23 protein-coding genes and 1 tRNA gene are annotated in these 25,625 nt (G+C 58.0%); 8 read left to right on the forward strand and 16 right to left on the reverse strand.

From position 1 onward, the window contains the following. Window positions 1–5: 5 nt before the first annotated feature. From recA to AAGW23_RS04870, 3 genes are all read right to left on the reverse strand, one after another. Complete coding sequence (gene recA, locus AAGW23_RS04860) at window positions 6–1,049, reverse strand: recombinase RecA (RefSeq protein WP_342405238.1); 1,044 nt, start codon at window positions 1,047–1,049, stop codon at window positions 6–8. Between the two features lie 84 nt (window positions 1,050–1,133). Then, the gene (locus AAGW23_RS04865; RefSeq protein WP_342405239.1) at window positions 1,134–1,634 is read right to left on the reverse strand and encodes a CinA family protein; all 501 of its coding nucleotides are present in this window, start codon (window positions 1,632–1,634) and stop codon (window positions 1,134–1,136) included. Between the two features lie 92 nt (window positions 1,635–1,726). Continuing rightward, the gene (locus AAGW23_RS04870; RefSeq protein ID WP_342405506.1) at window positions 1,727–2,152 is read right to left on the reverse strand and encodes a potassium channel family protein; all 426 of its coding nucleotides are present in this window, start codon (window positions 2,150–2,152) and stop codon (window positions 1,727–1,729) included. A gap of 235 nt (window positions 2,153–2,387) precedes the next feature. Here AAGW23_RS04870 and mutS point away from each other — a divergent pair, with 235 nt between their 5' ends. Both mutS and fdxA read left to right on the forward strand, forming a co-directional pair. Further along, window positions 2,388–4,958, forward strand: coding sequence for a DNA mismatch repair protein MutS (gene mutS, locus AAGW23_RS04875; RefSeq protein WP_342405240.1), 2,571 nt, complete (start codon window positions 2,388–2,390; stop codon window positions 4,956–4,958). A 132-nt stretch (window positions 4,959–5,090) separates the two neighbouring features. Then, entirely contained in the window at window positions 5,091–5,414 is a 324-nt protein-coding gene (fdxA, locus tag AAGW23_RS04880; protein ID WP_342405241.1) for a ferredoxin FdxA, read from the forward strand. A gap of 54 nt (window positions 5,415–5,468) precedes the next feature. Here the strand turns inward: fdxA and AAGW23_RS04885 are convergent, their stop codons facing one another. The 5 genes from AAGW23_RS04885 to AAGW23_RS04905 form a co-directional block, all read right to left on the reverse strand. Further along, window positions 5,469–5,660: a CsbD family protein gene (locus tag AAGW23_RS04885; protein ID WP_342405242.1), complete on the reverse strand. Its 192-nt coding sequence runs from the start codon at window positions 5,658–5,660 to the stop codon at window positions 5,469–5,471. Window positions 5,661–5,750: 90 nt separating this feature from the next. Next, the gene (locus tag AAGW23_RS04890; protein WP_342405243.1) at window positions 5,751–6,743 is read right to left on the reverse strand and encodes a lysylphosphatidylglycerol synthase transmembrane domain-containing protein; all 993 of its coding nucleotides are present in this window, start codon (window positions 6,741–6,743) and stop codon (window positions 5,751–5,753) included. After that, the gene (locus AAGW23_RS04895) at window positions 6,740–7,504 is read right to left on the reverse strand and encodes a polysaccharide deacetylase family protein (protein WP_342405244.1); all 765 of its coding nucleotides are present in this window, start codon (window positions 7,502–7,504) and stop codon (window positions 6,740–6,742) included. The genes AAGW23_RS04890 and AAGW23_RS04895 overlap by 4 nt, the downstream gene beginning before the upstream one ends. Further along, entirely contained in the window at window positions 7,497–8,612 is a 1,116-nt protein-coding gene (locus AAGW23_RS04900; RefSeq protein ID WP_342405245.1) for a glycosyltransferase family 1 protein, read from the reverse strand. The genes AAGW23_RS04895 and AAGW23_RS04900 overlap by 8 nt, the downstream gene beginning before the upstream one ends. A 174-nt stretch (window positions 8,613–8,786) precedes the next feature. Continuing rightward, window positions 8,787–9,662, reverse strand: coding sequence for a YihY/virulence factor BrkB family protein (locus AAGW23_RS04905; protein ID WP_342405246.1), 876 nt, complete (start codon window positions 9,660–9,662; stop codon window positions 8,787–8,789). 330 nt (window positions 9,663–9,992) lie between these two features. Between AAGW23_RS04905 and AAGW23_RS04910 the strand changes: the two genes are divergently transcribed. Continuing rightward, window positions 9,993–11,264, forward strand: coding sequence for a polysaccharide biosynthesis C-terminal domain-containing protein (locus tag AAGW23_RS04910; RefSeq protein ID WP_342405247.1), 1,272 nt, complete (start codon window positions 9,993–9,995; stop codon window positions 11,262–11,264). Beyond that, a complete protein-coding gene (locus AAGW23_RS04915; protein WP_342405248.1) occupies window positions 11,261–12,502 on the forward strand; it encodes a polysaccharide pyruvyl transferase family protein in 1,242 nt (413 codons plus the stop codon). The genes AAGW23_RS04910 and AAGW23_RS04915 overlap by 4 nt, the downstream gene beginning before the upstream one ends. An 82-nt stretch (window positions 12,503–12,584) precedes the next feature. Here the strand turns inward: AAGW23_RS04915 and AAGW23_RS04920 are convergent, their stop codons facing one another. The 6 genes from AAGW23_RS04920 to AAGW23_RS04945 form a co-directional block, all read right to left on the reverse strand. Then, window positions 12,585–14,789 carry an OsmC domain/YcaO domain-containing protein gene (locus AAGW23_RS04920; RefSeq protein ID WP_342405250.1) on the reverse strand — a complete coding sequence of 735 codons (2,205 nt, stop codon included), beginning with the start codon at window positions 14,787–14,789 and terminating at the stop codon, window positions 12,585–12,587. 192 nt (window positions 14,790–14,981) lie between these two features. Continuing rightward, window positions 14,982–15,057 (reverse strand) — tRNA-Thr (locus tag AAGW23_RS04925). 100 nt (window positions 15,058–15,157) lie between these two features. Continuing rightward, complete coding sequence (locus tag AAGW23_RS04930; RefSeq protein WP_342405251.1) at window positions 15,158–15,973, reverse strand: DUF3618 domain-containing protein; 816 nt, start codon at window positions 15,971–15,973, stop codon at window positions 15,158–15,160. Further along, window positions 15,970–16,422 (reverse strand): phage holin family protein, encoded by a 453-nt coding sequence (locus tag AAGW23_RS04935; RefSeq protein ID WP_342405252.1) that lies wholly within the window; start codon window positions 16,420–16,422, stop codon window positions 15,970–15,972. Before AAGW23_RS04935 ends, AAGW23_RS04930 begins: the two co-directional genes overlap by 4 nt. Next, entirely contained in the window at window positions 16,419–17,330 is a 912-nt protein-coding gene (locus AAGW23_RS04940; RefSeq protein ID WP_342405253.1) for a hypothetical protein, read from the reverse strand. Before AAGW23_RS04940 ends, AAGW23_RS04935 begins: the two co-directional genes overlap by 4 nt. 449 nt (window positions 17,331–17,779) lie before the next feature. Continuing rightward, window positions 17,780–19,576: a glycoside hydrolase family 5 protein gene (locus AAGW23_RS04945; protein WP_342405254.1), complete on the reverse strand. Its 1,797-nt coding sequence runs from the start codon at window positions 19,574–19,576 to the stop codon at window positions 17,780–17,782. 518 nt (window positions 19,577–20,094) lie between these two features. Here AAGW23_RS04945 and AAGW23_RS04950 point away from each other — a divergent pair. From AAGW23_RS04950 to AAGW23_RS04960, 3 genes are all read left to right on the forward strand, one after another. Beyond that, complete coding sequence (locus tag AAGW23_RS04950; protein ID WP_342405255.1) at window positions 20,095–20,310, forward strand: DUF2945 domain-containing protein; 216 nt, start codon at window positions 20,095–20,097, stop codon at window positions 20,308–20,310. After that, window positions 20,307–20,879: a DUF488 domain-containing protein gene (locus tag AAGW23_RS04955; RefSeq protein WP_342405256.1), complete on the forward strand. Its 573-nt coding sequence runs from the start codon at window positions 20,307–20,309 to the stop codon at window positions 20,877–20,879. Before AAGW23_RS04950 ends, AAGW23_RS04955 begins: the two co-directional genes overlap by 4 nt. A gap of 272 nt (window positions 20,880–21,151) precedes the next feature. Then, complete coding sequence (locus tag AAGW23_RS04960) at window positions 21,152–22,456, forward strand: lipopolysaccharide biosynthesis protein (RefSeq protein ID WP_319300290.1); 1,305 nt, start codon at window positions 21,152–21,154, stop codon at window positions 22,454–22,456. Between the two features lie 65 nt (window positions 22,457–22,521). Here AAGW23_RS04960 and AAGW23_RS04965 read toward each other — a convergent pair whose 3' ends face one another. Next, window positions 22,522–23,610: a WecB/TagA/CpsF family glycosyltransferase gene (locus AAGW23_RS04965; RefSeq protein WP_319300293.1), complete on the reverse strand. Its 1,089-nt coding sequence runs from the start codon at window positions 23,608–23,610 to the stop codon at window positions 22,522–22,524. Between AAGW23_RS04965 and AAGW23_RS04970 the strand changes: the two genes are divergently transcribed. Beyond that, the gene (locus tag AAGW23_RS04970; protein WP_342405258.1) at window positions 23,555–24,544 is read left to right on the forward strand and encodes a glycoside hydrolase family 5 protein; all 990 of its coding nucleotides are present in this window, start codon (window positions 23,555–23,557) and stop codon (window positions 24,542–24,544) included. The two genes, AAGW23_RS04965 and AAGW23_RS04970, sit on opposite strands and share 56 nt — an antisense overlap. A 55-nt stretch (window positions 24,545–24,599) precedes the next feature. Here the strand turns inward: AAGW23_RS04970 and AAGW23_RS04975 are convergent, their stop codons facing one another. Beyond that, entirely contained in the window at window positions 24,600–25,580 is a 981-nt protein-coding gene (locus tag AAGW23_RS04975; protein WP_319300298.1) for a phosphoribosyltransferase family protein, read from the reverse strand. Window positions 25,581–25,625 lie beyond the last annotated feature (45 nt).

The raw sequence follows: 25,625 nt of genomic DNA on the forward strand, positions 1-25,625 counted from the left end.
GCCGCTTAGAGGTCAGCTTCGGCCAGGTCTTCAACGACCGGACTGGCCTTGGTGCTCGGCGAAACCACCAACAACTTGTCGCGAATCAGCTGCTCGATTTCGCGACCGATCTCTTGGTTCTCTTCCAGGTACTTGGCCGCGTTGGCCTTGCCCTGGCCGATCTTGTTGCCCTTGTAGGCATACCAAGCACCGGACTTCTCGACCAGACCCTGCTGAACGCCAAGGTCGATGACCTCGCCGTTGCGGTAGATACCCTTGCCATAAAGGATCTGGAACTCAGCCTGGCGGAACGGCGGGGCCACCTTGTTTTTGACGACCTTGACCCGCGTTTCGCTGCCGACGACTTCGTCGCCTTCCTTCACCGCGCCAGTACGGCGGATATCGAGACGAACCGATGCATAGAACTTCAGTGCGTTACCGCCGGTGGTGGTTTCCGGGCTGCCGAACATCACGCCGATCTTCATGCGGATCTGGTTGATGAAGATAACCAGGCAATTGGCGTTCTTGATGTTACCGGTGATCTTGCGCAGCGCCTGAGACATTAGACGTGCTTGCAGGCCGACGTGGGTATCGCCCATCTCGCCTTCGATCTCGGCCTTGGGCACCAGCGCGGCCACGGAGTCGACGATGATTACGTCGACTGCGTTGGAGCGCACTAGCATGTCGGTGATTTCCAGCGCTTGTTCACCAGTATCGGGCTGGGACACCAGCAGGTCGTCGACATTGACGCCGAGCTTGCCAGCGTAATCGGGATCAAGCGCGTGCTCGGCGTCGACGAAGGCGCAGGTAGCGCCCATCTTTTGTGCTTCCGCGATAACGGACAGGGTTAGAGTGGTCTTACCCGAGGACTCTGGGCCATAGATTTCAACGATCCGCCCTTTTGGCAGGCCACCTATGCCTAGCGCGATATCCAGGCCCAAAGAGCCGGTGGAAATGGAGGGTATCGCCTGGCGATCATGATCGCCCATGCGCATGACCGCGCCTTTACCGAACTGCTTTTCGATCTGGCCCAAGGCAGCAGCCAAGGCGCGCTTCTTGTTCTCGTCCATTACAATCCTCACTTGATCAAGAGGGCCAGAGGCCACAACAACTGTATAAGTAGACAGTATTAGAGCATAGGCAAAAACGAGCGCCTAGCCCTCAATCGGATTTTCTCCGGCCACTAGGCGGATCAATCCGACGAGCGCAGCCTTCACACTCTGCTCACGAACGGACTGTCGGTCGCCGTGGAACTGGAAGCGCCTAGCAAACCGCTCACGCTCGCATCCCCAGGCCAACCAAACCGTACCGACCGGCTTATCCGGAGATCCACCACCGGGCCCCGCTACGCCGCTGACGGCAACGGCGTAGCGCGCTCCGCTGGCGACCTGGGCGCCGCAGACCATCGCTTCTACAACCTCACGACTCACCGCACCCACTTCGGAAAACAAATGTTCCGGCACCTGCAGCTGTCGCGTTTTCTGACGGTTCGAGTAGGTGACAAAACCAGCCTCGAACCAGGCCGAGCTGCCAGCAGTGCGGGTAATGGCCTCGGCAATACCTCCCCCCGTGCAGGACTCGGCGGTGGTTACTTGCGCCGATTTTTGCTGGAGCTCATGGCCTAGCTGGGCTGCGAGTTCGGTCAAGGTGGACATGAAGGCTCCTGATGCCGATATCAAGCGCTACCTTAGCAGCGCACGTTTCTTAGGGTTAGCGCGCGTGGCCAGACATTGCATGATGAATGCGATCAACGGACCGTCCAGTGGCGCTGCATTTCTAGAAACAGAAACGAGGCGGTCCAGGTGATCAAAACCAGGCCCGTCAACGCCTCGATGCCCGTCAGAAAGCGAATGGCGCCGACGGGGTGGATATCCCCGAAACCGACCGTCGTGAAGGTCGTGAAGGAGAAATAGGCACAGTCCAGCAGGCTGCCGCTAAACTCGCCCGCCAGCGTCCCCCAGCCAGTCGCGTGGTGCATGAGGTAGTAGGCAAAGGCGAACACCCAGACCTCCACCGCGTGCGCGGTCAATGCGCCGAACACACCAAACACTATCCCGACGCGATGATGGAAATGGGGGCTCGGCCTGCTTGCAGACAGGCGCGACAGAAACTCGTAGTGAATCGCCACGGCTACCGCAACGACGATGACGTTGACCAACGTAACGAGAAGCAGATTCGCCGATGCGTTCGACGCCTGTTCTAGAGCGGACATAGCACTTCCAAAGCAATCAAACCCATGCGTGGCATCCCTAGTACCTGCTCGGCAGGTTGGCCCGTCGCACCTGCGCGGGCCATGATAACCTTCCCGGTTTATTTGATCCTGCGCGCAGTGCCAGCGATGGCCGTTACCTGAACGGGATCGAGCCGCGCCCGCGCTGTTACCTGCACATCGCCCCAAGTCGAGTTATATGTCACAAGACCTGTCCCATCACACGCCCATGATGCAGCAGTACTGGAAGCTCAAACGCGAGCATCCTGATCAACTGATGTTCTACCGCATGGGCGACTTTTACGAACTGTTTTACGACGACGCCAAGAAAGCGGCCAAGCTGTTGGACATTACCCTGACCGCGCGTGGCCAGTCCGGCGGTAATGCAATCCCCATGGCGGGCATTCCGTTTCACTCCGCCGAGGGCTATCTCAGCCGCTTGGTGAAGCTTGGCGAGTCCGTGGTGATCTGCGAACAGATCGGCGACCCGGCCACCAGCAAGGGTCCGGTGGAGCGACAGGTGGTGCGGATCATCACCCCCGGCACCGTGAGTGATGAAGCGCTGCTCGATGAGCACCGTGACAACCTGCTCGCGGCGGTGGTCGGCGATGAGAAGCTGTTCGGCCTGTCGGTGCTGGACATCACCAGCGGTCGATTCAGCGTGCAGGAGTTCGGCGGCTGGGAAACGTTGCTGGCGGAAGTCGAACGCCTCAACCCGGCCGAGTTGATGATCCCGGACGATTGGCCGGCGAATCTGCCGGTGGAAAAACGTCGCGGCGTGCGCCGTCGTGCGCCCTGGGACTTCGACCGCGACAGCGGCTTCAAGGGCCTCTGCCAGCAGTTCGGCACTCAGGACCTGAAAGGCTTCGGCTGCGAACAGCTGACACTGGCCATCGGCGCCGCGGGCTGCCTTCTGACCTACGCCAAGGAAACCCAGCGTACCGCACTGCACCATCTGCGCAGCCTACGTCATGAGCGTCTCGACGAGACAGTCATCCTCGACGGTGCAACCCGGCGCAACCTGGAACTGGACATCAACCTTGGCGGCGGACGGGAAAACACCCTGCAATCGGTGGTCGACCGCTGCCAGACCGCCATGGGCAGCCGCCTGCTCAGCCGCTGGCTGAATCGCCCCCTGCGCGACCGAAGCGTGCTTGAGGCGCGCCAGGACTCGATCACCTGCCTGCTCGAGCACTATCGTTTCGAACAGATCCAGCCGCAGCTGAAGGAGATTGGCGACCTCGAGCGCATCCTGGCGCGGATCGGCCTACGCAACGCGCGTCCCCGCGATCTGGCGCGCCTTCGCGACGCGCTCGCGGCACTGCCCCAGCTGCAGGAAGGCATGCACGAGCTGGTGGCGCCGCACCTGATCGAGCTAGCAGCCACCATCCGGACCTATCCCGAACTGGCTGCCTTGCTGGCTAAAGCCATTATCGATAATCCACCGGCCGTGATCCGTGAGGGCGGCGTCCTGAAAACCGGCTATGACGCCGAACTGGACGAGTTGCAATCGCTGTCGGAGAACGCCGGCCAGTACCTGATGGATCTGGAAACCCGCGAGAAGGCCCGTACCGGGCTGGCCAATCTGAAGGTCGGCTATAACCGCGTGCACGGGTATTTCATCGAACTGCCGAGCAAGCAGGCCGAGTCGGCCCCTGTCGATTACATTCGTCGGCAGACGCTCAAGGGGGCCGAACGCTTCATCACGCCTGAGCTGAAAGAATTTGAAGACAAGGCGCTGTCGGCCAAGAGCCGAGCATTGGCTCGGGAAAAGCTGCTCTACGAAGAACTGCTGGAACGCCTCATTGGTCATCTCGCACCGCTCCAGGACAGTGCTGCAGCGCTGGCCGAACTCGACGTGCTCAGCAACCTGGCCGAACGGGCGCTGACGCTTGATCTAAACCGTCCACGTTTCGTCGAGCCCCCCTGCCTGCAGATCGAGCAAGGCCGTCATCCGGTGGTCGAGCAGGTCCTGCAGACACCTTTCGTCGCCAACGACCTTAGCCTTGACGACGACACCCGCATGCTGGTCATCACCGGCCCAAACATGGGCGGTAAGTCGACCTATATGCGCCAGACCGCGCTGATCGTCCTGCTGGCGCAGATCGGCAGTTTCGTTCCAGCCAAGACCTGCGAGCTGTCACTGGTCGACCGCATCTTCACCCGCATCGGCTCTTCGGACGACCTGGCCGGCGGCCGCTCGACCTTCATGGTTGAAATGAGCGAGACCGCCAATATTCTGCACAATGCCAGCGACCGTAGCCTGGTGCTGATGGACGAAGTCGGTCGCGGCACCAGCACATTCGATGGCTTGTCGCTGGCTTGGGCGGCTGCCGAACACCTGGCCAAGCTGCGCGCCTACACCTTGTTCGCGACGCATTACTTCGAGCTCACCGTGCTGCCGGAAAGCCAGCCAACGGTGGCGAACGTGCACCTGTCAGCCACCGAGCACAATGATCGCATCGTCTTCCTTCACCACGTCCTGCCGGGTCCTGCTAGCCAGAGCTATGGCTTGGCCGTGGCGCAACTGGCCGGCGTGCCAGACGAAGTGATCCAGCGCGCACGTGACCATCTGTCGCGGCTCGAAACTACCAGTCTGCCTCACGAAACGCCGAAAATGACGCCCGGCCAGCCTGCACCACCCATGCAGAATGACCTCTTCGCCAGCCTGCCCCACCCGGTCGTTGAAGAATTGGGGCGGATCAATCCCGATGATATGAGCCCGCGCCAAGCGCTGGACCTGCTATACAACCTGAAAGCGCGTATTTGACGGCTGCTAAAAGCTGATAGAATCGCGCGCATTTTTTGGATATGGGCGGCATTTGCCTGGTGTCGCCATTAGTCCTGCCGAACGGGGGCGTCATTGCAACGCCACCTGACACGCCCGAGGAGATAGCTAGAAATGACCTTCGTCGTCACCGACAACTGCATCAAGTGCAAATACACCGACTGTGTGGAAGTCTGTCCGGTGGACTGCTTCTACGAAGGCCCGAACTTCCTGGTCATTCATCCCGACGAGTGCATCGATTGCGCGCTTTGCGAGCCGGAGTGCCCTGCCCAGGCGATCTTCTCCGAAGATGAAGTGCCCGATGATCAGCAGGAATACATTCAGCTGAACGCCGATCTGGCGGAGGTCTGGCCGAACATTACCGAGAAGAAAGACTCGCTGCCCGATGCCGAAGAGTGGGACGGCGTGAAGGACAAGCTGCAGTATCTGGAGCGCTAAGCGCCAGAAACGAAAAAAGCCCGCGCGATGCGGGCTTTTTTCTTAGCGCAGCGGTCAGGCGCGATCAACGCCCTTCTTCACTGTGTCTTTGGCTTCGCCCTTGACTTGCTGAGCCTCGCCTTTGACTTCCTGACGCTGGCCTTCGCCTTTCATGCGCTCGTTATCAGTCGCCTCGCCCAGACCCTGTTTGGCCTTGCCCGCGGCTTCGTTGAGGTTGCCTTTCATTTTATCTCCGGTACTGCTCATGGCGCGTTCCTCTCTGCTTGGGTACGTTCAATGGACAGAACCGCTCCGACAATAGTTTCGTTTTTCCGAGGAACGGTTCAGGCAGCGCCCTCAGACATTGCGTGCTCTGGCCAGGCGATCAAATAACGGCCGACCCGCCAGGTGCAGAAACAGCGGCGCGCCAGCGATCAGATAGAAGTAGTAGGTCACGAAGCGCCAGATCAGGATGGCAGCTGCGGCCGTCGATTTCCCCACGAACGGTGCAAGCAAGGCCGCGGAAGCGAGTTCGGCGCTGCCCGCGCCGCCCGGTAGCAGGCTCAGCTGCCCAGCCGTCAAGGCCAGCATCTGCACAATGAACGTCCAGGCCCAGGCCAGCGATTTGCCCAGGCCCAGCAAGGTGAGATAGAGCACGCTATAGCGCAGCAACCAATGCAGCGTCGTCAGGACGAATACACTCAGCAGGACCGACAACGGCAACCTGAAACACTCGAGCAGAGCATTGCGAAAACTCAGCGCCTTCTTAGCCCAGCTGCGCTGTCGGGCGCCCTTCACACCGAGCCGGCCGATCAACCAGCCGTTGAGCAGAAACACTTGCCGGTGAAAGCGCCCTAGCAACGCCAGCAGCACCATCAGGCCGATCAGCAATGCCGCACTGACGCCCAATAGACTGGCGATATAGGTATTGAGCGAATGGGTGACCGCATAAATGAGCACACCCACCAGCGCACAGGCAAAAAACAGCAGATCGGTGAGCTGCTCGACGGCATATGTCGCAGTGCCCTTGGCGGGCGGCACGCCATGGCGCAGCAGCAGCGCCATCATCGTCAACGGGCCACCCGCGCCGCCAGGCGTGGCACAGATGGCAAACTCCGTGGCGATCACGATGCCCACCGCTCGGTGCTGGCCCAGGCGTCGACGGCCGACGAGCAACCGCAGCCGTAGCGCGTTCAAATACCAGCCAACCACGATCATGCCCAGCATTAGCACTAGCAACCCAGGTGGAAAGCTGCGCAACCGCTCGAGCAAACCGCTGCCGCCGAGCAGCATCGGCACCAGTGCCGCCACCATCAAAGCGCCAGCAAGCAACCACCAGCGGCGATTCATGCCGCGGCGCTCGAGGCCAGTATGTGTCGATCAAGCCAGTCAATCTTTGTCACCGGCTTGCGTCCGTCCGCCAAAAGCCGAGTCAGCAGGTCCAGCCAGTATTGCCGCGAGAACCCATGCCGCATGTCCACTGGATGCAACCCGAGCCGCAACACCGGCGATTGCGGGTGCCGCTTGAGCATCCGCTCGCTGACCAGCCGTGACATGCCGCGACGCCAAGCGCTTCGAGCACTCCAGACCAGCCCCGGCGCATCTACGGTTTGATAGTCGGGCAACAAGTAGAAGTGACCTGGGTCGCTGGTATAGGTCAGGCCGGTCAAGGCCAAGGCTTGCCGAGCACCCGGCCCCAATAGCCAGGCAGGCGCCACGAAACCATGGAGGGGCCATTGGTGGCGCTGGAACACCTCGATACCACGCTGCAAACGCCAGGCGGATTCCTCGCGACTGAGCGGGTAGAACTCGCCTTCATGGGTAAAGACGCGGCGTATGAACCAGTCACGCGGCGTACGTGGCGAAGGCGCTTCATCTGCGTGGTAGAACCCATGCAGGATGAGCTCATCGCCACGCGCAAGCCGCCCATCCAGCATGCGCCGAAAATCGACATGATCCTCAAGCCGGTTGCGGCGGTGGAAATCCGGCACCACAAGCCAGCAGATCGGTATCTCGCCCAACGCGTCGACCGCTTGTACAAAGGGCCGGTAATCGGGCCAGGTCTCGGGCGCCACGTCATGCAGCACCAGTATCAGGTTTCGCTCAGCCATGCACGGCAACCGGCAGTTCAGCGGTGCCCAACACGGCGTGATAGTGCGCCAGCAATCCGGCAACCACCGCATCCCATGCGTGATGAGCCTCGACATGTTGACGGGCTTGCATCCCCAGCAGACGCGGATCGTCCTCGAATAACTCTCGGACGGTCTGTGCCATCGCTGGAGCGTCCAAAGGGCGACATAACCGACCGGTGTGGAACGGCACCAGTTCTGGCAATGCGCCGGCGCGTGCCGCAATCACCGGTATCCCACTGGCCATGGCTTCGAGCGCCACCAGACCGAAGGTCTCCTGATTTCCGGCGTGAAGCAGCACGTCACTGCTAGCCATGTAGCGCGCCACATCCGCCGCCGGACAAAAGCGGTCGATCACCGACACATTGGACGGCACGCGATGGGGCATGCCGGAACCGACCAGCAGCAGATGGTAGGGCTCACCCAGCCGCCGTGCGGTCTCCAGCAGAACACCGAGGTTCTTTTCGCGCGACCCGCGCCCGGCGAAGATCATCAACCGAGTATCGTCGGCAAGACCCAGCTCGCGGCGCACCTGCGGATCGCGCAGACTTGGCCGAAAGGTGTCCAGATCCACGCCCAGCGGCTGTACATAGACGTTCTCGACCCCGAGCGACATCAGCTTTTGCGCCATTACCTGGCTTGGAGCCAGCACCCGGTCGAAGCTGTTGTACAGCCGCGACACATAGCCATTCATGTTGGTGCCCAGCCACCCGCCAATACGGTTACTCACCAGCAAAGGAAGATCAGAGTGGTAAAAGCCGATCACCGGCACGTCCAGGCGCCGCCCAGCGTCCAGAGCCGCCCAAGCAGTCATATAGGGGTCCCCGACTTCGATCACGTCGGGACGAAGAGAGCGCAGTTGATTACGCCATGGAGCACGCCGTACCGGGAACCGATAGCCCCTTCCAAAAGGCAGTGCGGGAGCCGGTATCTGATAGATGCCGCCATTATGGCTATAGCGCTCACCCGGCACGAGCACGCTGTGGCGGACTCCCGCATACTGCTGCAGCCGGCGGTGCTTAGCCTCGAGATAAGTGCGCACGCCGCCACTGGCGGGGGCATAGAACATGGTCATGTCGGCGATGTGCAAAGCGGAGCGTCTCCATTAGGTCTCGATGCAAAACCTTCGGAACCGGGCCTGTCATCCGTAATCTGCCGCCCTTTGGCGGTGCGCAGCGCGACCGCCACTCGAAAGATTCTGCAATAAAATCAATGGACCACCGACCCTGACAGTTGTTCGCCGTCGCATCAGTGTTATCCGCCGCTAGCCGTCGACACGCTTGTCCCCCTCGTCCTTCCCCTCTGCTGAGGCATGTTCGATCACTGCGTTCAGCTCCGCGCCCAAGAGCAGAACCGCCGCTGAAATGTAGAAGTAGAACAACAGCACGATGACCGCGCCGATACTGCCGTAGGTTGCGTCGTAATTACCGAAGTTCTGCACATACAAGCCGAAGGCAATGGAGGCGGCAATCCAGACAATTACAGCCACTACCGAGCCGGGCGTGATGAAGCGGAACTCTTGCTCTACATCGGGCGTGACGTAGTAGAGCACTGCCACCACAAGCATCATCAGCACCACCACAACGGGCCAACGCAGCCAGGTCCAGAGGGTTACAACGATTTCCTTCAGGCCAACCTGACTGGCCAACCACTCGATGACTTGCGGGCCAACGATCATCAGTGCTGCTGTAGCCAGCAGTATCAGCGCCAGACCGATGGTGTATACGACCGAGAGCAAAATCAGCTTCCAGGCTGGCCGCCCTTCTTCGACGTCATACGCCTTGTTCATGGCGTTCATCAAGGAGCGAACCCCGACCGAGGCCGACCACAACGCCACGAGGATACCGAAGGAAACGAAGCCGCCTTTTTCCTGTTGCATCTCGTCAATCACAGGATTGACCAGATCCAGCGCATCGGGCGGCAACACCAGCGAAGCCTGTTGACGGAGCCAAGTGAAGAATTCCTGCAGGTCGAGCAGACCCAGCAGCGCGATCAAAAACAGCAAAAAGGGAAACAACGAAAAGATCGCACGATACGCCAGAGCCGAAGCGTAGGTGGTCATGTCGTCGTTGCTGAACTCCTTGAAGGTGCGCTTCAACAGCTCGAAGCTGCCGATGCCACGCGTATCCAGCATTGCCATTCCCCCGTTCACTGAAATTAAAGACGAAGCCGCTAATCGTGGGACGACCCTGAACTTCAAGAGTTCGGCCCCGCGTGACAGGCGACGCAATGAAGGGCCCCTCACTCCGTACACACCCCGCCGGCTTAAGCACGACTAAGGCGTGGCGGAGGAACTTTCTTCGCTCTCGGCGCTCTTGATGGAGTCGCCAATTCGGTCCAACGCTGACTGAAAGCGCATGCACAGCTTCCAGGTACAGATTGCTTAATCCGCGCATTTGGCTTGGACAGGAGTAGCAACCCGAACGCCAGCCATGGCTTTTGTCGAGATTAACGACAGCAGGAGCATTGAATGAAATCGGCCTATGCCACGGACGCAGCCCAGCCTGGAATGAAAGCCGACCTCGTCAAATACGCTCGACTCATAGTGACCAAAGGCAGCGGCGCCGGCGCTACGCTCGGCCTGAATATCCTCCTGGCCCGGTTTCTCGTACCAGAACTGGCGGGTACCGTGTTCTTTTGCGTGGCTTTGGGCATCTTTCTGTCCCTGCTCGCCCGGCTGGGCCTCGACATTGCCTGCCTGAAGAATATTTCATCCTTGCACGAGGGCCAGCAGCGAAGGTACTTCGACCGGGCCTTGATGCTCGCGGCACTGACAAACATCCCCGCGTTTATGATCGGCCTGGCGGTGGTGTATTTCTCGGAAACCACGCAGGCCTATTTCATCCACGCCGCCGTCCTGTTTGCCGTCACCGCGCTTGGTCTGTCACTGCTGAGCATCGCCAGCGAGACCTTGAAAGCCAAGCACAAAACCAGCGAAGGCCTGTTCTGGCAGACGGCGTTTCAGCCTGCACTGACCCTTCTACTGGTGGCGATCACCGGCAATGACCTGACGACGGTCGTGGGCTGCTTCGCGTTCAGTTTCACGCTGGCCATTCTCGGGTCGATCTGGCGCGCCCGCGCGAGCCTGCCCCCCTCAGGATCTGAGGCTGCGCTGGGCTGGCGAGCAATGCTCATTCTTTGCATTCCGTTGATGCTGATCGCCGTCATGAACAGCATCATCGAGCTGTCCGACACCCTGTTGCTCGGCGTGCTGCGCTCGGCCAGCGAAGTCAGCATCTATTACATTGCTGCCAAGATTGCAGCGCTCTCGACCACCCTCCTGTTCATCATCAACGGCACCATCGCCCCAGACATCTCCAAGCGCTGGGCATTAGACGACCGCGCCGGTGCGTTCGCCATCGTCCGCAAGTATTCGCGCTTCATGCTGGCGCTGGCATTGGTGATCCTGCTCGCCATCGGCTTGCTACGCGAATACATCCTGGCCGTGTTCGGCCCCGAATACCGCGAGCAAGGCATCTATCCATTGCTGGTCCTTGCTGTCGGCTACTTCTTTGTCCTGGCCGCAGGTCCACTGGGTATCTTCATGACGATGACGGGCAATCACCGTCGATACCTTCACAACAACATTGCGGCCTGCGTGATCAACGTAGTGCTCAACCTGATCCTCATCCCACGCTACGGCGTCAACGGTGCCTGCTTCGCAACCGCTGTGGCGCTGGCGATCAAAAACACGCTGCTCTACGTGCAGTTCAAGAACATCGAAAGGAGTCCGACGCCATGACTGACCGGGTAAACGTAATTGCTTACGGAGCCTATGACCGGCACAACTATGGCGATCTGCTCTTCGCAATCGTCCTCAAGCGTTACCTGGAAGCGGATGGTCGCTTCTCGGTAATAGTGGCCGCGACCAAGAAATCCAACCTCTCGAGCTACGGGGCGTTGCCCACCGTTCCGCTGAAAAAAGCGCTGGAGGCCACCCGCCAGCAGCCGAAAACGATGCTCATCGTGGCGGGCGGCGAGTGCCTCACAGCGCAATGGGAAAGCATCATCGGCTACCTAGCACCGCAAGCAATCTACTACCCGATCAAGGCCAGCCCCTATTTGATCGGCCACAAGGCGTTCATCCGTCTGAGCCGCCTCTTCACCTCGATTCCTTCTGACATCCCGCTGGTACTGAGTGAGCGCGAGCTGCCCGGCTACAAGGTGATGTACAACAGCGTGGGTGGCAACGAGATCAGCGCGAAGAAGCCGCTGATCCATGACGCCATCAAACGCAACCTCAATGACTGCACCTACGTGTCCGTTCGTGACCGGGAAACATCGGCCGAACTGGACAAGCTTGGGGTCGAACACAACCTGGTGCCAGACAGCGCCATCCTTATATCCGACATCTATCCGCAACAGGTCGACACGGCCCAGCCCGGTCATATCGTCTTCCATATCTCCGATCATCACGCCAAGCGGCGCATCGAGGCGATCGCTCAACAGCTGACCGAGCTCAACGTCAACACCGGCCTCAAGATCGCACTGCTGACCATAGGCAAAGCGCCCGGCCACTCGGATGACGATCCCCTCGACAAGCTGCACAGCCTGCTCGGAGACGAGCGCGCGTACCGTGTCGATAGCGGAAACATCAATGACATCATCCACTGCATTGCTACCAGCAAGCTCTATTGCGGCACCAGCCTGCACGGCGCGATCACCGCGCTTGCCTACGCCGTTCCGCAAATCGCATTGCTGCCGCAGCGCGTGGTGAAGCTGTCGAGCTTTCTGGAGACCTGGGTGCCAAAGCAGTCGTGCGGCTTTGCAGAAGTCCCGCAGATCAGCCAGATCGGTACCAACCTGATCAACGTCTTCGGTGACAGTCAACGAGCCGAACTACGCGCAGTCGTTGAGGCCATGAAAGGCCGCGTGCGGGCTAACCTCGATCACATGGTCAATCTCTATGACGCAGCGCCCGCCCGGGGTGAGACGAGCAGTAACCAACAGCGCAAGCAGGAAGCTGTAGCTGCAAGCTGATCAATCAGCTGCGTTACATGAACGAAAAAGCCCGCAGCAGTGCGGGCTTTTTTGTAGCCATTAGGCTTGATCAACAGCCCAACTAGCGGGCCTTGGACAGCGCCCCGGCTCGAGCCGTGTGGAGCTTCTTGTAGCTGTCGATCAGCCGCAGGTGGCGATCAAGCCCTTCGAGTTTCATGCTCGTAGGCGTCAAGCCAAAAAAGCGCACGCGGCCGTCGAGCGAGCCGATCACCGCGTCTATCCGAGTATCGCCAAACATCCTGCGGAAGTTCATTTCGAAATCGACCAGCTGCAGATCCTCGTCCAGTTCCACTTCCAATACGGCGTTCACCGCCTGGTAAAACAGGCCACGCTCGACGGTGTTGTCGTTGAACTGAAGGAAGGCTTCAACCAGCTCTTTGGCGTCTTCGAAGCGCTGCAGAGCAAGACATATCAACAATTTAAGCTCGAGAATGGTGAGTTGCCCCCAAGCCGTGTTGTCATCGAACTCGATCCCGATCAGCGTCGTGATGTCGGTGTAGTCATCCAGCTCGCTTTCTTCCAGCCGCTCGACAAGTGCCTCCAAGCCGGCATCGTCCAGGCTGTGGAGATTCAGAATATCGGCTCGGAACAGCAGCGCTTTGTTGGTGTTATCCCAGATCAGATCTTCCACCGGGTAGATCTCGGAGTAGCCGGGCACCAGGATGCGGCAGGCCTTTGCGCCAAGGTCCTCGTAGATCGCCATGTACGCCTCCTTCCCCATCTCCTCAAGGATGCCGAACAAGGTCGCGGCCTCCTTGGCGTTGGCATCGGCGCCTTCTGCCGTGAAGTCCCATTCAACAAAGTCAAAATCTGCCTTGGAACTGAAGAAACGCCATGAGACCACACCGCTCGAATCGATGAAGTGCTCGACGAAATTGTTCGGTTCGGTCACTGCGTTGCTTTCAAAGGTCGGTTGAGGCAAGTCGTTCAGACCTTCGAAACTGCGCCCCTGCAGCAACTCTGTAAGGCTGCGTTCCAACGCAACTTCGAAACTGGGGTGAGCGCCGAATGAGGCGAATACGCCGCCGGTTCGCGGGTTCATCAAGGTTACGCACATCACCGGAAACTGCCCACCCAGCGAGGCATCCTTGACCAGCACCGGGAAGCCCTGCTCTTCAAGCCCCTGAATACCTGCAACGATGCCAGGGAATTTAACCAGCACGTTTTGAGGAACATCTGGCAGCGCCATTTCCCCTTCGAGGATCTCACGCTTCACGGCGCGCTCGAAGATTTCCGACAAGCATTGCACTTGAGCTTCAGCGAGCGTGTTGCCGGCACTCATACCGTTGCTGAGAAACAGGTTCTCGATCAGGTTGGATGGGAAATAAACTGTTTCGCCGTCCGATTGGCGTACGAACGGCAAGGCGCAAATGCCTCGTTCCACGTTGCCAGAGTTAGTGTCGTACAGGTGCGAGCCGCGCAGATCTCCGTCAGCGTTATAGATGTCCAGGCAGTACTCATCGAGTATTTCTTTTGGCAATGCGTCCTTACGGCCAGGCTTGAACCAACGCTCGTTGGGGTAATGGACAAACTCTGCATTGGCAATGTCCTCCCCCCAAAATTGGTCGTTGTAGAAAAAGTTGCAATTAAGTCGCTCGATGAATTCGCCAAGCGCCGACGCTAATGCACTTTCTTTCGTGGCGCCCTTACCGTTGGTAAAACACATTGGCGAATGTGCATCGCGGATATGCAGCGACCAGACGTTCGGCACGATATTGCGCCATGAGGCTATTTCGATCTTCATGCCCAGATCAGCCAATAGCCCGGACATATTGGCGATAGTTTGCTCAAGCGGCAGGTCTTTGCCGGCAATATAGGTGCTGGTTTCTGATCCCGTGCCGGGTAGCAGCAACGCCTGAGCGTCGGCGTCCAGACTCTCGACTTCTTCGATAACGAATTCCGGCCCAGTCTGCACCACCTTCTTCACAGTACAGCGCTCGATCGAACGCAAGATGCCTTGGCGGTCCTTATCGGAAATATCCGCCGGCAACTCGACCTGAATTTTGAATATCTGGTTGTAGCGATTATCCGGATCGACAATATTATTCTGCGACAACCGAATGTTCTCGGTCGGAATACTGCGGGTCTGGCAATACAACTTCACGAAGTACGCTGCGCATAGCGCCGACGATGCCAGAAAATAATCGAATGGCCCCGGTGCAGAACCATCGCCCTTGTAACGAATCGGTTGATCGGCGACCACCGTGAAATCATCAAACCTGGCTTCGAGCCTGAGGTTGTCGAGAAAATTAACCTTGATTTCCATGCGGGATTACCAGAGCGATACATTTGATCGCTATTATCCGGCTTCCAGACGAGAAGTCTTATCCTTTTCCGAATAGGTGCTCGGCAATCAGCTGCTTTTTTCGCGCCTGAAACAACAACCCAAGCGTAGTGCGCCGCGCAATCACCTTTCGCAATTGAAAAAGGCCCGCATCGCTGCGAGCCTTAATTTCATTGGTGCCGGTGAGAGGAGTCGAACCCCCGACCTTCGCATTACGAATGCGCTGCTCTACCTACTGAGCTACACCGGCGCCGAGCGGCGCATTATCGAATTTCGCCGATGCGGACTCAAGCCCGCACCGGCGAAACAAGCGCTGTCATCAAGCGAGGTCGAATCGGCGTGGCGCTGCGTTAGATACCTGTCGAGGTACTACCAGTTGTGCCAGTCGAGCTGGTCGAACCGGTTGAGCGATTACTGTCGCTGTTGCTGACCTCGTGCTTCATGCGATTCGCGACCTCCTCGCCTTTGGCCGAGGCCTTCTGGTAACCCTCTTCCGCCTTATGACGAAGCTGGTCGGTCATGCGGTCGCTGGCCTCACCGAGCATTTCGTCTTCGCGGCGAGACGGCGGCACTGCGGCAGCAATCAGAGCACCTAATGCGATACCGATCGCACCGAGGGCCAGGGGTTGCTCCTGCAGCAGCTGGTTGAATCCACCGCGTGCTCGGTCTGCCCCGCCACGGATTCGAGCCGATGCCTGGCGCCCTGAGTCATTTGCACGCGTACGTGCGCTACCCAGCGACTCGGATACGCTATGACTCATTTGGCTGGCCTTCTCCTTCATGTTGGCACCTTGTTGCTTGATACCAGCAGTTTTGGCGTGAAGCTTGTCGCCCATGGAAGGACCGTCCGACCCCGTGCTGTAAGCCGTCGTGGTCACATTGGAATGAGGCTGGCGATTCTGCCCTGCCATCATCCAGATCAGTCCGATCGAGGTCAGAACGGTAGGAACCGGATTGGCCTTTACCGTATTGCTCAAGTTACCGAAGAACTCGCCACCGCCACCTTTGACATAGCCCAGGGCGGTGTCAATCAACTCGCCGGGAGACAGTTTGTTTTCAAGCGCGTGAACAATGTTGCCGATCTCGGTACGCGTTTGATCAATCTCGCGCTCAAGCTCGTCTGGATCCTTCTGCGCTTCGGCATCAATTTGATTACGTGTGCTCATGATGTGTGCCCCTTCACAGCTTCTTTATCCTTGTTGACCGAATGGATGGTGCGCTCCGGCTTGAACGAGGAAGCCTGAAACTTCTTCTTGCCGGACGAGACCATGATCATCCCGATAACCACCACAACAGCCCCGACGATGAGCGCGGCGAGCCAAGGCTCGACCACGTTACTCAGCGCAAAGACGGCCGACATCAATAAAACGATAAACCCACCGAGAAGCACTGCACCGCCTGTAGCGACGCTGCCAGCTCCCGCCTTTGTAGCGCGGATCGATTCGCTCATCTCGGCTTTTGCCAGCGCCAGCTCCTTGGTAATCAAGGACGGTACTTCATGAGTCAGCTGCCGAAGCAGCCCACCTACTGAGGTGTCGTTTTCTGGGCGATGGCCAGGCTCCAAAGTCGCATTTGAGGTAGGGGTTGTGGTCGTTGTCTTACGTGGTTCGCTCATGGGAAAAGTCCTCCGTCGGTACCCTTGCCGTCGCGGCTGGTGGTGGAGCCTGTGTTGCTGGAGCCCGCATTTGACCCTACGCCCAACCCACTACTGGTATTGGCACCCGTACCGGTGCCCGTCCCGCTGGAACCAGCACCCAGGCCTGTGCCTGCGCCGGTAGCCGATCTATCTCCCAAACCCGTGGAGCTGGAGGTCGTTGATCGAGAAGTGCTGCTGGCAGACGAAACACCCGCATTGCTCACACTGCCGATGGAGCCTGACTCACCTGTGCTCAGGCGATCATTCAGATCATGCTGGTCGGAACTGTGATGACTACTGGAACCGTCAACGGAACTGGAGCTTCCCTGATAGCCGTGATCACCCTGGGAAGCACGCTTGCCGGAAGCTCGAGCAAAACGGGTCAGCCCGAAGCCAAGCGCGATACTGCCGGTAATGAACAGCGCTGGATTGTTTCGCGCTATGCGATTCACATCCTGGAATAGCTCATCGACACTCTTGCCGCGCAGGCTGTCAGAGAACTGCACCATGTTTTGCGCCATGTCGGAGACATAACTGGACAGTCCAAGAAGGTCCTCACCCTCAAGCTCTTGAGCGGCAGCTTTAGCGCTCTGGGCCACCTTCTCAATTTCATCAGCTGCGGTTTCCCGATAGCCTTCCAACTGAGATTTACCCTGCGCCTTCACCTGATCGGCTGCCTGACGCGCTTTCTCTTTCGCGTCGTCAGTGACGTGACTGGCCGTGCCGGAGCCGGTGTTTTGGGATGCACTGGAGCTATGACTTCCACTGGACCCCAATCCCGAACTTGTCGAGTTGGTTGAGCTAGAGCCGGTGGTGCCGGTTGTGGAATCGGGGCCGGTCTTGGGTTGGCCACCGTAACCAGTAATTTCGTCGTCGGGTGTAGTCATTTGATTCACCTTTTATATGGCTTGGCCGCAAGACCACGGTCCGTAGGAACACAGCAAGAGCGGTGGGCCGCGAACTGTGTAGTTTTCGGTGCGCACATATATGGTGACCGGGGGTAAATTTTTGAGTTCCATACTTTCAGGAACGCGACAAGCACCCTACTCAAGCTAATAAAGATTCAACGCAATTTGGATTAACCGGGAGCGTAGTGATAGCACTTCGCCCACCATTTCGCGCCACTCCTCACCAGCATTGAGCTAAAGCGAAACGGTAGAAAAACAAACGAAACGGTAATGCTGGAAAAGACTGTATGTATCGTTGATTGGTAAAATCAGTTTTAACTCTTTTAGCAGCGAAACCGCAGCCGACGAGCTGCATGGTGATTCGATTGAGGAGAATCTCTGGACAATAAAAAACGGGCCCGAAGGCCCGTTCGTTATATCAGTCGCTATTACAGCGGACCGATGGTGGAGCATGTTCTCTTTGCAGCAGCGTGCTTTTGCAGCGGAGCCAACTGAGGACGATGCTTACCGCTCGTTACGTCCAGCGCCATGATGTTCTCACCCCAGCGAGGACCAGCAGCCCAGTAGGTGCTCGGGATGCAGTTCGCGTTCAGGTACGCCAGCAGGTTGTCAGTAGCGACCACAGCAGATGGAGAGAAGTCCGGAATGCCGTGCTCACCAAGGAAACCGCGCAATTTGTTGGCTTTCAGCCACTCGACCCAAGGCTTGACCCGCTCGACACCCAGCATCGGCGCGAAGGTTTCAGCACGGTTGGTGTACGTGCCTGAGTAGTTGTAATCCAGATACTGATGCGCTTCGTAGACCAGGTTGTTCTTCGGATCACGCATCCACGGATCGTTGATCAGCGAGGTGTTGTACTTCTGCCAATGAAAGGCGCTGGAGTAACGGTCACCGGCGATCATGATCCACTTGCTTGGATCAACCTTGCGAATCGCCTGGCCGGCGGCCTGTGCAGTCTGCGGCCACAGGTTGTTACCGGTGTTGTAGGGCTCGTTCATCAGACCGTAGCCATACAGCGCAGGATGCTTGGACACCGCTACCGCGATCTTGCGCCAGGTCTCGGCGAACTGAGCGCGCGGAACCTCGGGCGAGTTAATGACCTTGCCGTAGTAGCGGTAGTAGTTATGCATATCAAGGACGACCTTGATGCCGTACTTCTGCGCGTAATCCAACGACTGCTTGATGCGGCTCAGTTCTGCTGCGTCAAGCTCGGTGCCCAGCTTGGGCTGAATACGTTCCCAGAGGAAGCCCAGGCGGATCAGTTTGAAGCCGAGCCCTGCGTGACGCTTGTAGTAGGACTCGTCCGCATAGGTGTAGCCCTTGTTGTAGATACCGGGGACAGTGCCTGGATCGAACACGCCGGAACCGAAGTTCACACCTACGAGATTAATGCCGCTGCCATCGCTGACAACCGGGGCCGGATCCGGCGCTGGAGTCGGGGTCGGTACGGGAGTAGGCGCAACGGTTGTCGGCGGCGTGGTGGTACCCGTGCTAGCTGACGCTACGCCGATGGTCTTCGGATAACCGACGGCGCTGGCCGACAGCGTGGTGCCTTTGAGCATGACGGAGAGATGAGCGCCTACGTCATACACCGCAGCGACGGTACGCACTTGACCATCAGCCAACTTGACCGAAGAGCCCACCACGAACGCAGCCTTGTTGGCGCTGGTGTCTGGGATTGAGAAGCCGGCGGCCTTGCGATAGATGCCGTTTTCCCAGTCGGAGTTGGTGAAGTTGTTCAGCGTTGCTGAATAGCTGGTGCTGGGTGCCGGAGCCGTAGTAACGGGAGCCGTCGTGGTCGGGGCTGTGGTGGTCGGGGCCGTAGGGCTAGCAACTACCGTAGTGACGGTGCGCGGCGCGCCAACTTTACCACCGTCGAGCAGGCCGCCATGGACGTAGACACTGATGTTTTTACCAACGACATAGACCTTACTGATCTTGCGGATCTGACCATCGGCAAACTTGATCTGTACACCGGGCTTGAGCGCGGCGATTGCGGCAGAGGTCGCTGGAACAGAAAGCCCTGCGGTACGGCGCCAAACGCCGTTGAGGAAATCGGTACTGGTGAACTTGTTGATTGAAGACGTGAAAGCAACCGAGGTAGCCGTGCTGGCTGTTGTTGCAGCAGCCACTTGGCCGGTGAAAGTAACAGCACTGAATACTGCAGCGAGCGCGATGGAACGAACGAGTGCCTTGGGGGCGCCCATAAATACATTGGTAGACATGCAGTCTCTCCGAAACTTAATACTTCAAAAGGCCTAAGCCTTTAAAAAAGTGGCGGGAGTTGTAATTAAGTCGTACAGGCGCTTGGGGCAGATGCATCACTTGCGCAACCGGACGAACCGCGTTGCAACGAGTGCCGGATCACCAGTAGTGGAACCCGGCAATCCGTTGCGTGGCGTCTTTATAATAGGTTTCCAAAACGATTCAAAATTTATTTGGCGGCTTTAGAGCGCCAACTCTACGTCACAATTTTGACCGGCCATTAATCCGCTATTATTTTGTGGCTTAGTGCCATCATATCAAATAGGGTTTAATCCGCTTTAGAACGTTTCGTTTATGGTCCTACCAGCGTCATTTTTTTGAATTTTATCTATCAGCATCAATGTTAACCGCTATCAGTTTAGCCGACGAACGGTAGGCGTAAGGAAGCCCAGTTTCCGGTCGCTGATAGAGAGAGGAAGCAACGTTTCCAGCGAACACAAACGGTGCTCGCCACCTTTTCGGGCATCAGGAGCCATCTATGAGTCGAGAACAGTTTGCAGTGGGCGACCACGTCCGCTGGAATTCGGAAGCGGGGCATGTAACCGGGCGCATCGTAAAAGTGCACACCCGCGATACCGAATACAAAGGCCACAAGCGACACGCCAGTCCAGATGAACCTCAATTCGAGATCGCAAGCGACAAGACCGACCACGTGGCGATGCACAAGGGCAGCGCGCTGAGCAGGGCGAAATGAGTCCGCCTAAGCCACAGCAAATCTGGACCATTGGCCACTCAACACACACACCGGCGGCCTTTGTCGCCTTGCTGCAGCACTACGGCATACGCGCGATAGCCGATGTCCGACGTTTCCCCGGCTCCCGGCGGTTACCCCAATACACGTCGGCAAACCTGCAAGGCACGCTCGCCGAGAATGGGATTGCCTATGAGTGGATTGAAGCGCTGGGCGGTCGCCGACGCGCTTCACCGGGCCCTAGCGTGAGCGCTTGGCGCAACAGCTCTTTTCGCGGCTACGCCGAACACCTGCAAACCGACGAGTTCGCAAGCGGACTAGAACAGCTTTTACGCCTGGCTGCCGAGCAACCCACGGCGATGATGTGTGCCGAACTACTCTGGTGGCGATGCCACCGGTCAATGGTGTCCGACGTGTTGAAGCTGCGCGGAGTCGAAGTGCTGCACATCCAGGACGAGCAACGTCTGACAGTGCACCCCTATACATCGCCAGCAAGACTCAGCGACGGCAAGCTGGTCTATGACGAGGGCGCTGGCCAGCCACTCAAGACGTCGGGGCCAGGCATCGACTGAGCGTGTAAACCACATCGAGCCAGCATGACTGGCTAGCACATGCACAGCGGTGCATCAGCAGGCTTAGGGTCAAAACGGCAATTGAAACCGGCGGCGCAAGTCGATGTGTGCCTGCTACTAAACAGCCCTCGCGCACCAGAACTTTTCCTTTCGAGCGACTTCTTATGGCCGGATGCACTCCAAGCGTCATGTCGAACGGCCAACTCGGCCCATGACGCGCAGTACGAAACTGCACAAGCTGCGCGTAGCTCGCTCACGGGAAAGGAGTTCAGGTGCATAGTCTCCGTACGGGCAAACTGCTCGCAATCCGGCAACGACTGGCGGGCGACGCCTCCGCCAAAGTGTTCAAGGGTATGGCGACCCTTGCCGTCGGCAACGGTTTGGCCAGGATAGTTGGCCTCGCCTCCATCCCGATCCTCACTCGAATCTACAGCCCGGAGCATTTCGGTCTCCTGTCGGTCTTCACCGCCTTGCTGCTGATTCTCACGCCGCTGATGACGCTGCGCTACGAACTCGCGGTTCCGCTGCCTCGCAGGGATGGCACTGCCATGACGCTGATGGCACTGGCCGCAGCCTTCGTTGCCGTAACAACGGTGCTGGTGAGTAATGTTCTGTGGCTTGCGGGCCCCGTCTTGTTGACCCAGGTCTCGATAGAGGCGTTGATTCCGTATCGCTGGATGCTGGTAGTGGCATTGGCGAGCGCTGGCTTCTACGAAGTCTTGTTGATCTGGGCGATTCGCCGGCGCGCCTACGCAGCTATCGCTCGCACACAACTGCAGCAGAGCGCTGTGGGTTCGATTGCCAAGGTGGTGTTGGGATTGCTGGGAATGAAGCCCCTCGGGCTCCTGGCTGGCCAGGTGCTCGGGGCTGGCGCGGGGACGTTCAAGCTGGTGCGGTTGTTCAGCGCGGATGTGAAGCGCTACTGGCGGCAGGTCACCTTGCTGCGGGCGTGGTGGCTGTTCCGGCATTACCGGAGTTTTCCAATCTACCGGCTGCCGTCACAGCTGTTACAGATCTTTTCCAGCCAGGCGCCCCTGCTACTGACTGCAGCCCTCTATGACCCGGCCACGACCGGACAACTTGGGCTGGCGATGATGACTCTGGCTTTGCCTATGAATCTGCTCGGCCACTCGACCAGCAAGGCGTACTACGCTGAAATCGCCACGATAGGACGCAAGCGCCCTGCAGAAATCCGCACGCTGACCTATTCGGTGATCAAAAGGTTGCTGTTACTCGCACTCGCACCGACGCTGCTGCTTTTGCTGTTCGGCGAGCGATTATTTGCGGTGGCGTTCGGCGCAGAATGGGCCGTGGCCGGCGAGATGGCGTCGATATTGGCCATCTATCTGTTGTTTCAGTTCATGCACGCGCCCGCTTCGCATCTGTTGTCGATCTTCCAGGGCCAGCGGCTGCTTTTGATGCTGAACGTGCAACGCGCAGTGCTTACCGCTGCTTGCTTTGCCAGCGGGCACCTGCTCGAGCTACCGATCACTTCGGTTGTGTTGATCTACGCGGTCACGCTCTCGGCCCACTACCTGTTCAGCCTGGCGATGACGCTACGGGTGATTCCTCGATAGTCGTCGGCGCCGCCCGCCCCTGCTGCCGCGGCCATCCATGGCGATGCGGCCGCAGCGGGACCGTATCAGGGCTCGCGCTTCAGTTCATTCCAGCCGCCTACACGCCGGGCGCTGGATAAGGCATTACGCGACAGGTAGAAGAAGAACACCGGTATACCGATGGCATATCGCTTGAATAGCCGGCGCGGCTCAATGAGCATGCGGAACGCCCATTCCAGCCCAAGACGGCGAAAGACCACGGGCGCGCGCGGAAAACGCTGCGCTGAAAAGTCCAGAATCGCACCGCCACAGATCAGCAGCGCACGGGTATCCATTGCCTTTTGCAGATGCAGTGCAACGCGCTCCTGCTTGGGCATCCCCATCGCCAGCACGATGATTGGATAACGGCCTGGCACATGGTGCTTCTGATAGAACTCCAGGTACTCCTCAGGCGCCTTGAAGCCATCAATGGCGTAGAAACGCCTGTCTCCGAACAGGTTGCGCGCACCTTCGCTTAACCAGGGCTCTCGCGTACCCATGGCAAACAGCTCATAACGATCATGGGATTCACCCACCAGATCTTCGATCAGCTCAGGGATGAAGTCGGACCCGTTGAGATTGGCCTTGGGATCGCGGCCATTGAATGAGCAGGCCATCTTGATCCCAATCCCGTCGCGCAGCAGGTAGTTGACCTGCATAAAGCTATCCAACACCGCCGGCTGGCGTTGTGCAATGTTGTAGCCGTGCTGATTGAGAAAGCCAAGAATCGTCGGCGCTTCGCGCTTTTTCAATTCAGAAATGAAGGGGCCGGTATCCGATTCTTCCAGCAGTTTCAGCTTCCCTATCAAAGGATCCATCCTTTTGGCGAGGGGATTTTTCATAAATAGATTCTCTGTCTGTAACCCATGAAAGTTGTTGGCACCCGATTCCCATCTTGGTCGTCGTGCGCCGCCAAGCAGAAAGATTCGCCTGACAAAAATGAACATTGCCTTCTGTCGCCGGACAAACGAAGCAGCCGCAGCCGCGGCATCGTCCACAAGAGCAGAAAGAGGTAGTGAGATGTTAAGGACACGCAGCGCTTCGAACCGATCAAAAGGAATACTCCTCGGACTCACGGTTATGCTCTGGAGTGCCGCCAGCCATGCGGAAAATATCGATCTGGTTGGCTTGAACATTGGCGGAGCAGCGTTTTCCGGCAATGTCATCCCCGGAGAATATAAAACAAATTATTTCTTCCCCGCGCCCGGCTACTTTGCCAAGTGGAAAGCCAAGGGTATCGAGACCCTCCGCTTCCCCATCATGTGGGAGCGTTTGCAGCCAGCATTGAATGCCGAACTGGATGAGGACTATGCAGAACTGATCGACCAGACCTTGCAGCAGGCCGCCCAATACGACATGCGCATCATCCTCGACATCCACAACTATGCCCGATATCGAAAGCAAATCATCGGCACCGAGGCCGTGCCGATATCGGCTTACGCCGACCTGCTCGAACGCGTTGCCAAACGCTGGAAAAATGAAAAAGGCCTTTATGCCTACGACATCATGAATGAGCCACATGGCGCCGATGAATACTGGCCGGCAGCCGCTCAGGCCGGTATTGATGCCATTAGAAAACATGACCAGAAGCGGCCCCTGCTCATCGAAGGTAACTTCTGGTCCAGCAGTTATCGCTGGCCTAAGTTCAATGATCCGTTGCTGCAACTGAAAGACCCCTCCGACAAGTTAATTTTTTCTGCTCACCTGTACATCGATAAACATGGGAGCGGACACTACAAAGAGCCGCTGGAGAAAAACTTCGACACCATGCTAGGCGTCAAACGCGTCAAGCCCTTCATCGACTGGCTGATCAAGCATGAAAAACAAGGCCATATCGGTGAATTTGGCATTCCCGCCGACGAACCTCGTTACCTTGAAGCCATGGATAACTTGCTGGCTTATCTTCAGGAACACTGCATCCCTATTACCTATTGGGCAGCAGGCTCCTCGTGGGGCAAATACAAACTATCCATTGAACCCACCAAGGACGGCCGAGACCGCCCCCAGTGGGAAGTGCTCAGCAAATACGTCGGCCAGGGTGACTGCAGTCGCATCGGACCTAATCGCTGATTGAATCACTGACCCGGTGGTTGGTTGCACCTTTTCGGTACAACCAACTGCCCGTTCAACTCTTCGATGATGACGCTACTGGCGCCCATTTGCTCAAAAACGACTTGGCCTTGCCGAGCAGCTTCGCCTTTAGGCTGTGAGTTTTCCGTAGTGTGTTGGCTTTGAGGTTATAGACCTGCCCGGGCACATACATCTCGTTCGTCTCGATGCAGTACACCGGCTTGCGGCTGAGCTTCATGATCTCGACAGCCTGTCTGACTTCGCTCTCGACGAACAACCGTGTCAGCGGCTGCTTGGCATAGACTTCCGCCTTGAACTTGTGGTGAATGTTCAAACGCCGGCGCTCTTCCGCAGTCGGGAGATCCAGCATGTGCAACGTTCCGTATTGCACGCCGTTGCGCTCCAACCACTCCTCCGTTTCGGCTCGATACCTCTCCAATCGACTGGTCACTAAATGCGCGACCTTGACCGAAGGAATGAACAAAGGGCGCGTGCAGCTGAGGAAATCCCGATAGTTCGGCCCGTCATCATTTTCTTCGTTGGTCGGATCGACACAGAGCACGCCGTCGATATCCAGGCACGCCTGAGCCAAGAAGGGATGGTGCATGATGTTCCACTCGAACACCCGAGGCTGCTCCACCAGATCCAGATACAGGTCGACATGGTGCCGATTGTGCTTCTCGGCAAACACCGCCATGGTCAGAACCTGGCCGTCATAAATAGCGCGAACTTGTTCATCCGCGGCACGCATCGACTTGGCCGAAGAGATACTGTCATCGACCAGCAGAATCTTTTTCGCATCCCTCGGCTTTACCAGTTCGGCATGCTTGTAGGTGCGAGTATTACCCTTCTTCAGGTCGTCGTTGCGCAGGAAAGAGTAGAGATCCGTCAGCGGCAGATTCTGTTTCAGCGCAATGATGCTGGCGACCAGCATCCCACTTCTCGGTATGCCGACGACCAGATCGACATCGTTGGGAATTTTGCTGGCACATTCCGTGCTCAACCGCGACAGATCATTCAGGCTTCGGTAATTCATCGAACTCTCTCCTGCGCCCTGTTCTTTTGACAGTCCATTTTTATT

This window comes from Stutzerimonas chloritidismutans (assembly GCF_038562055.1).
Taxonomy (GTDB): domain Bacteria; phylum Pseudomonadota; class Gammaproteobacteria; order Pseudomonadales; family Pseudomonadaceae; genus Stutzerimonas; species Stutzerimonas chloritidismutans_A.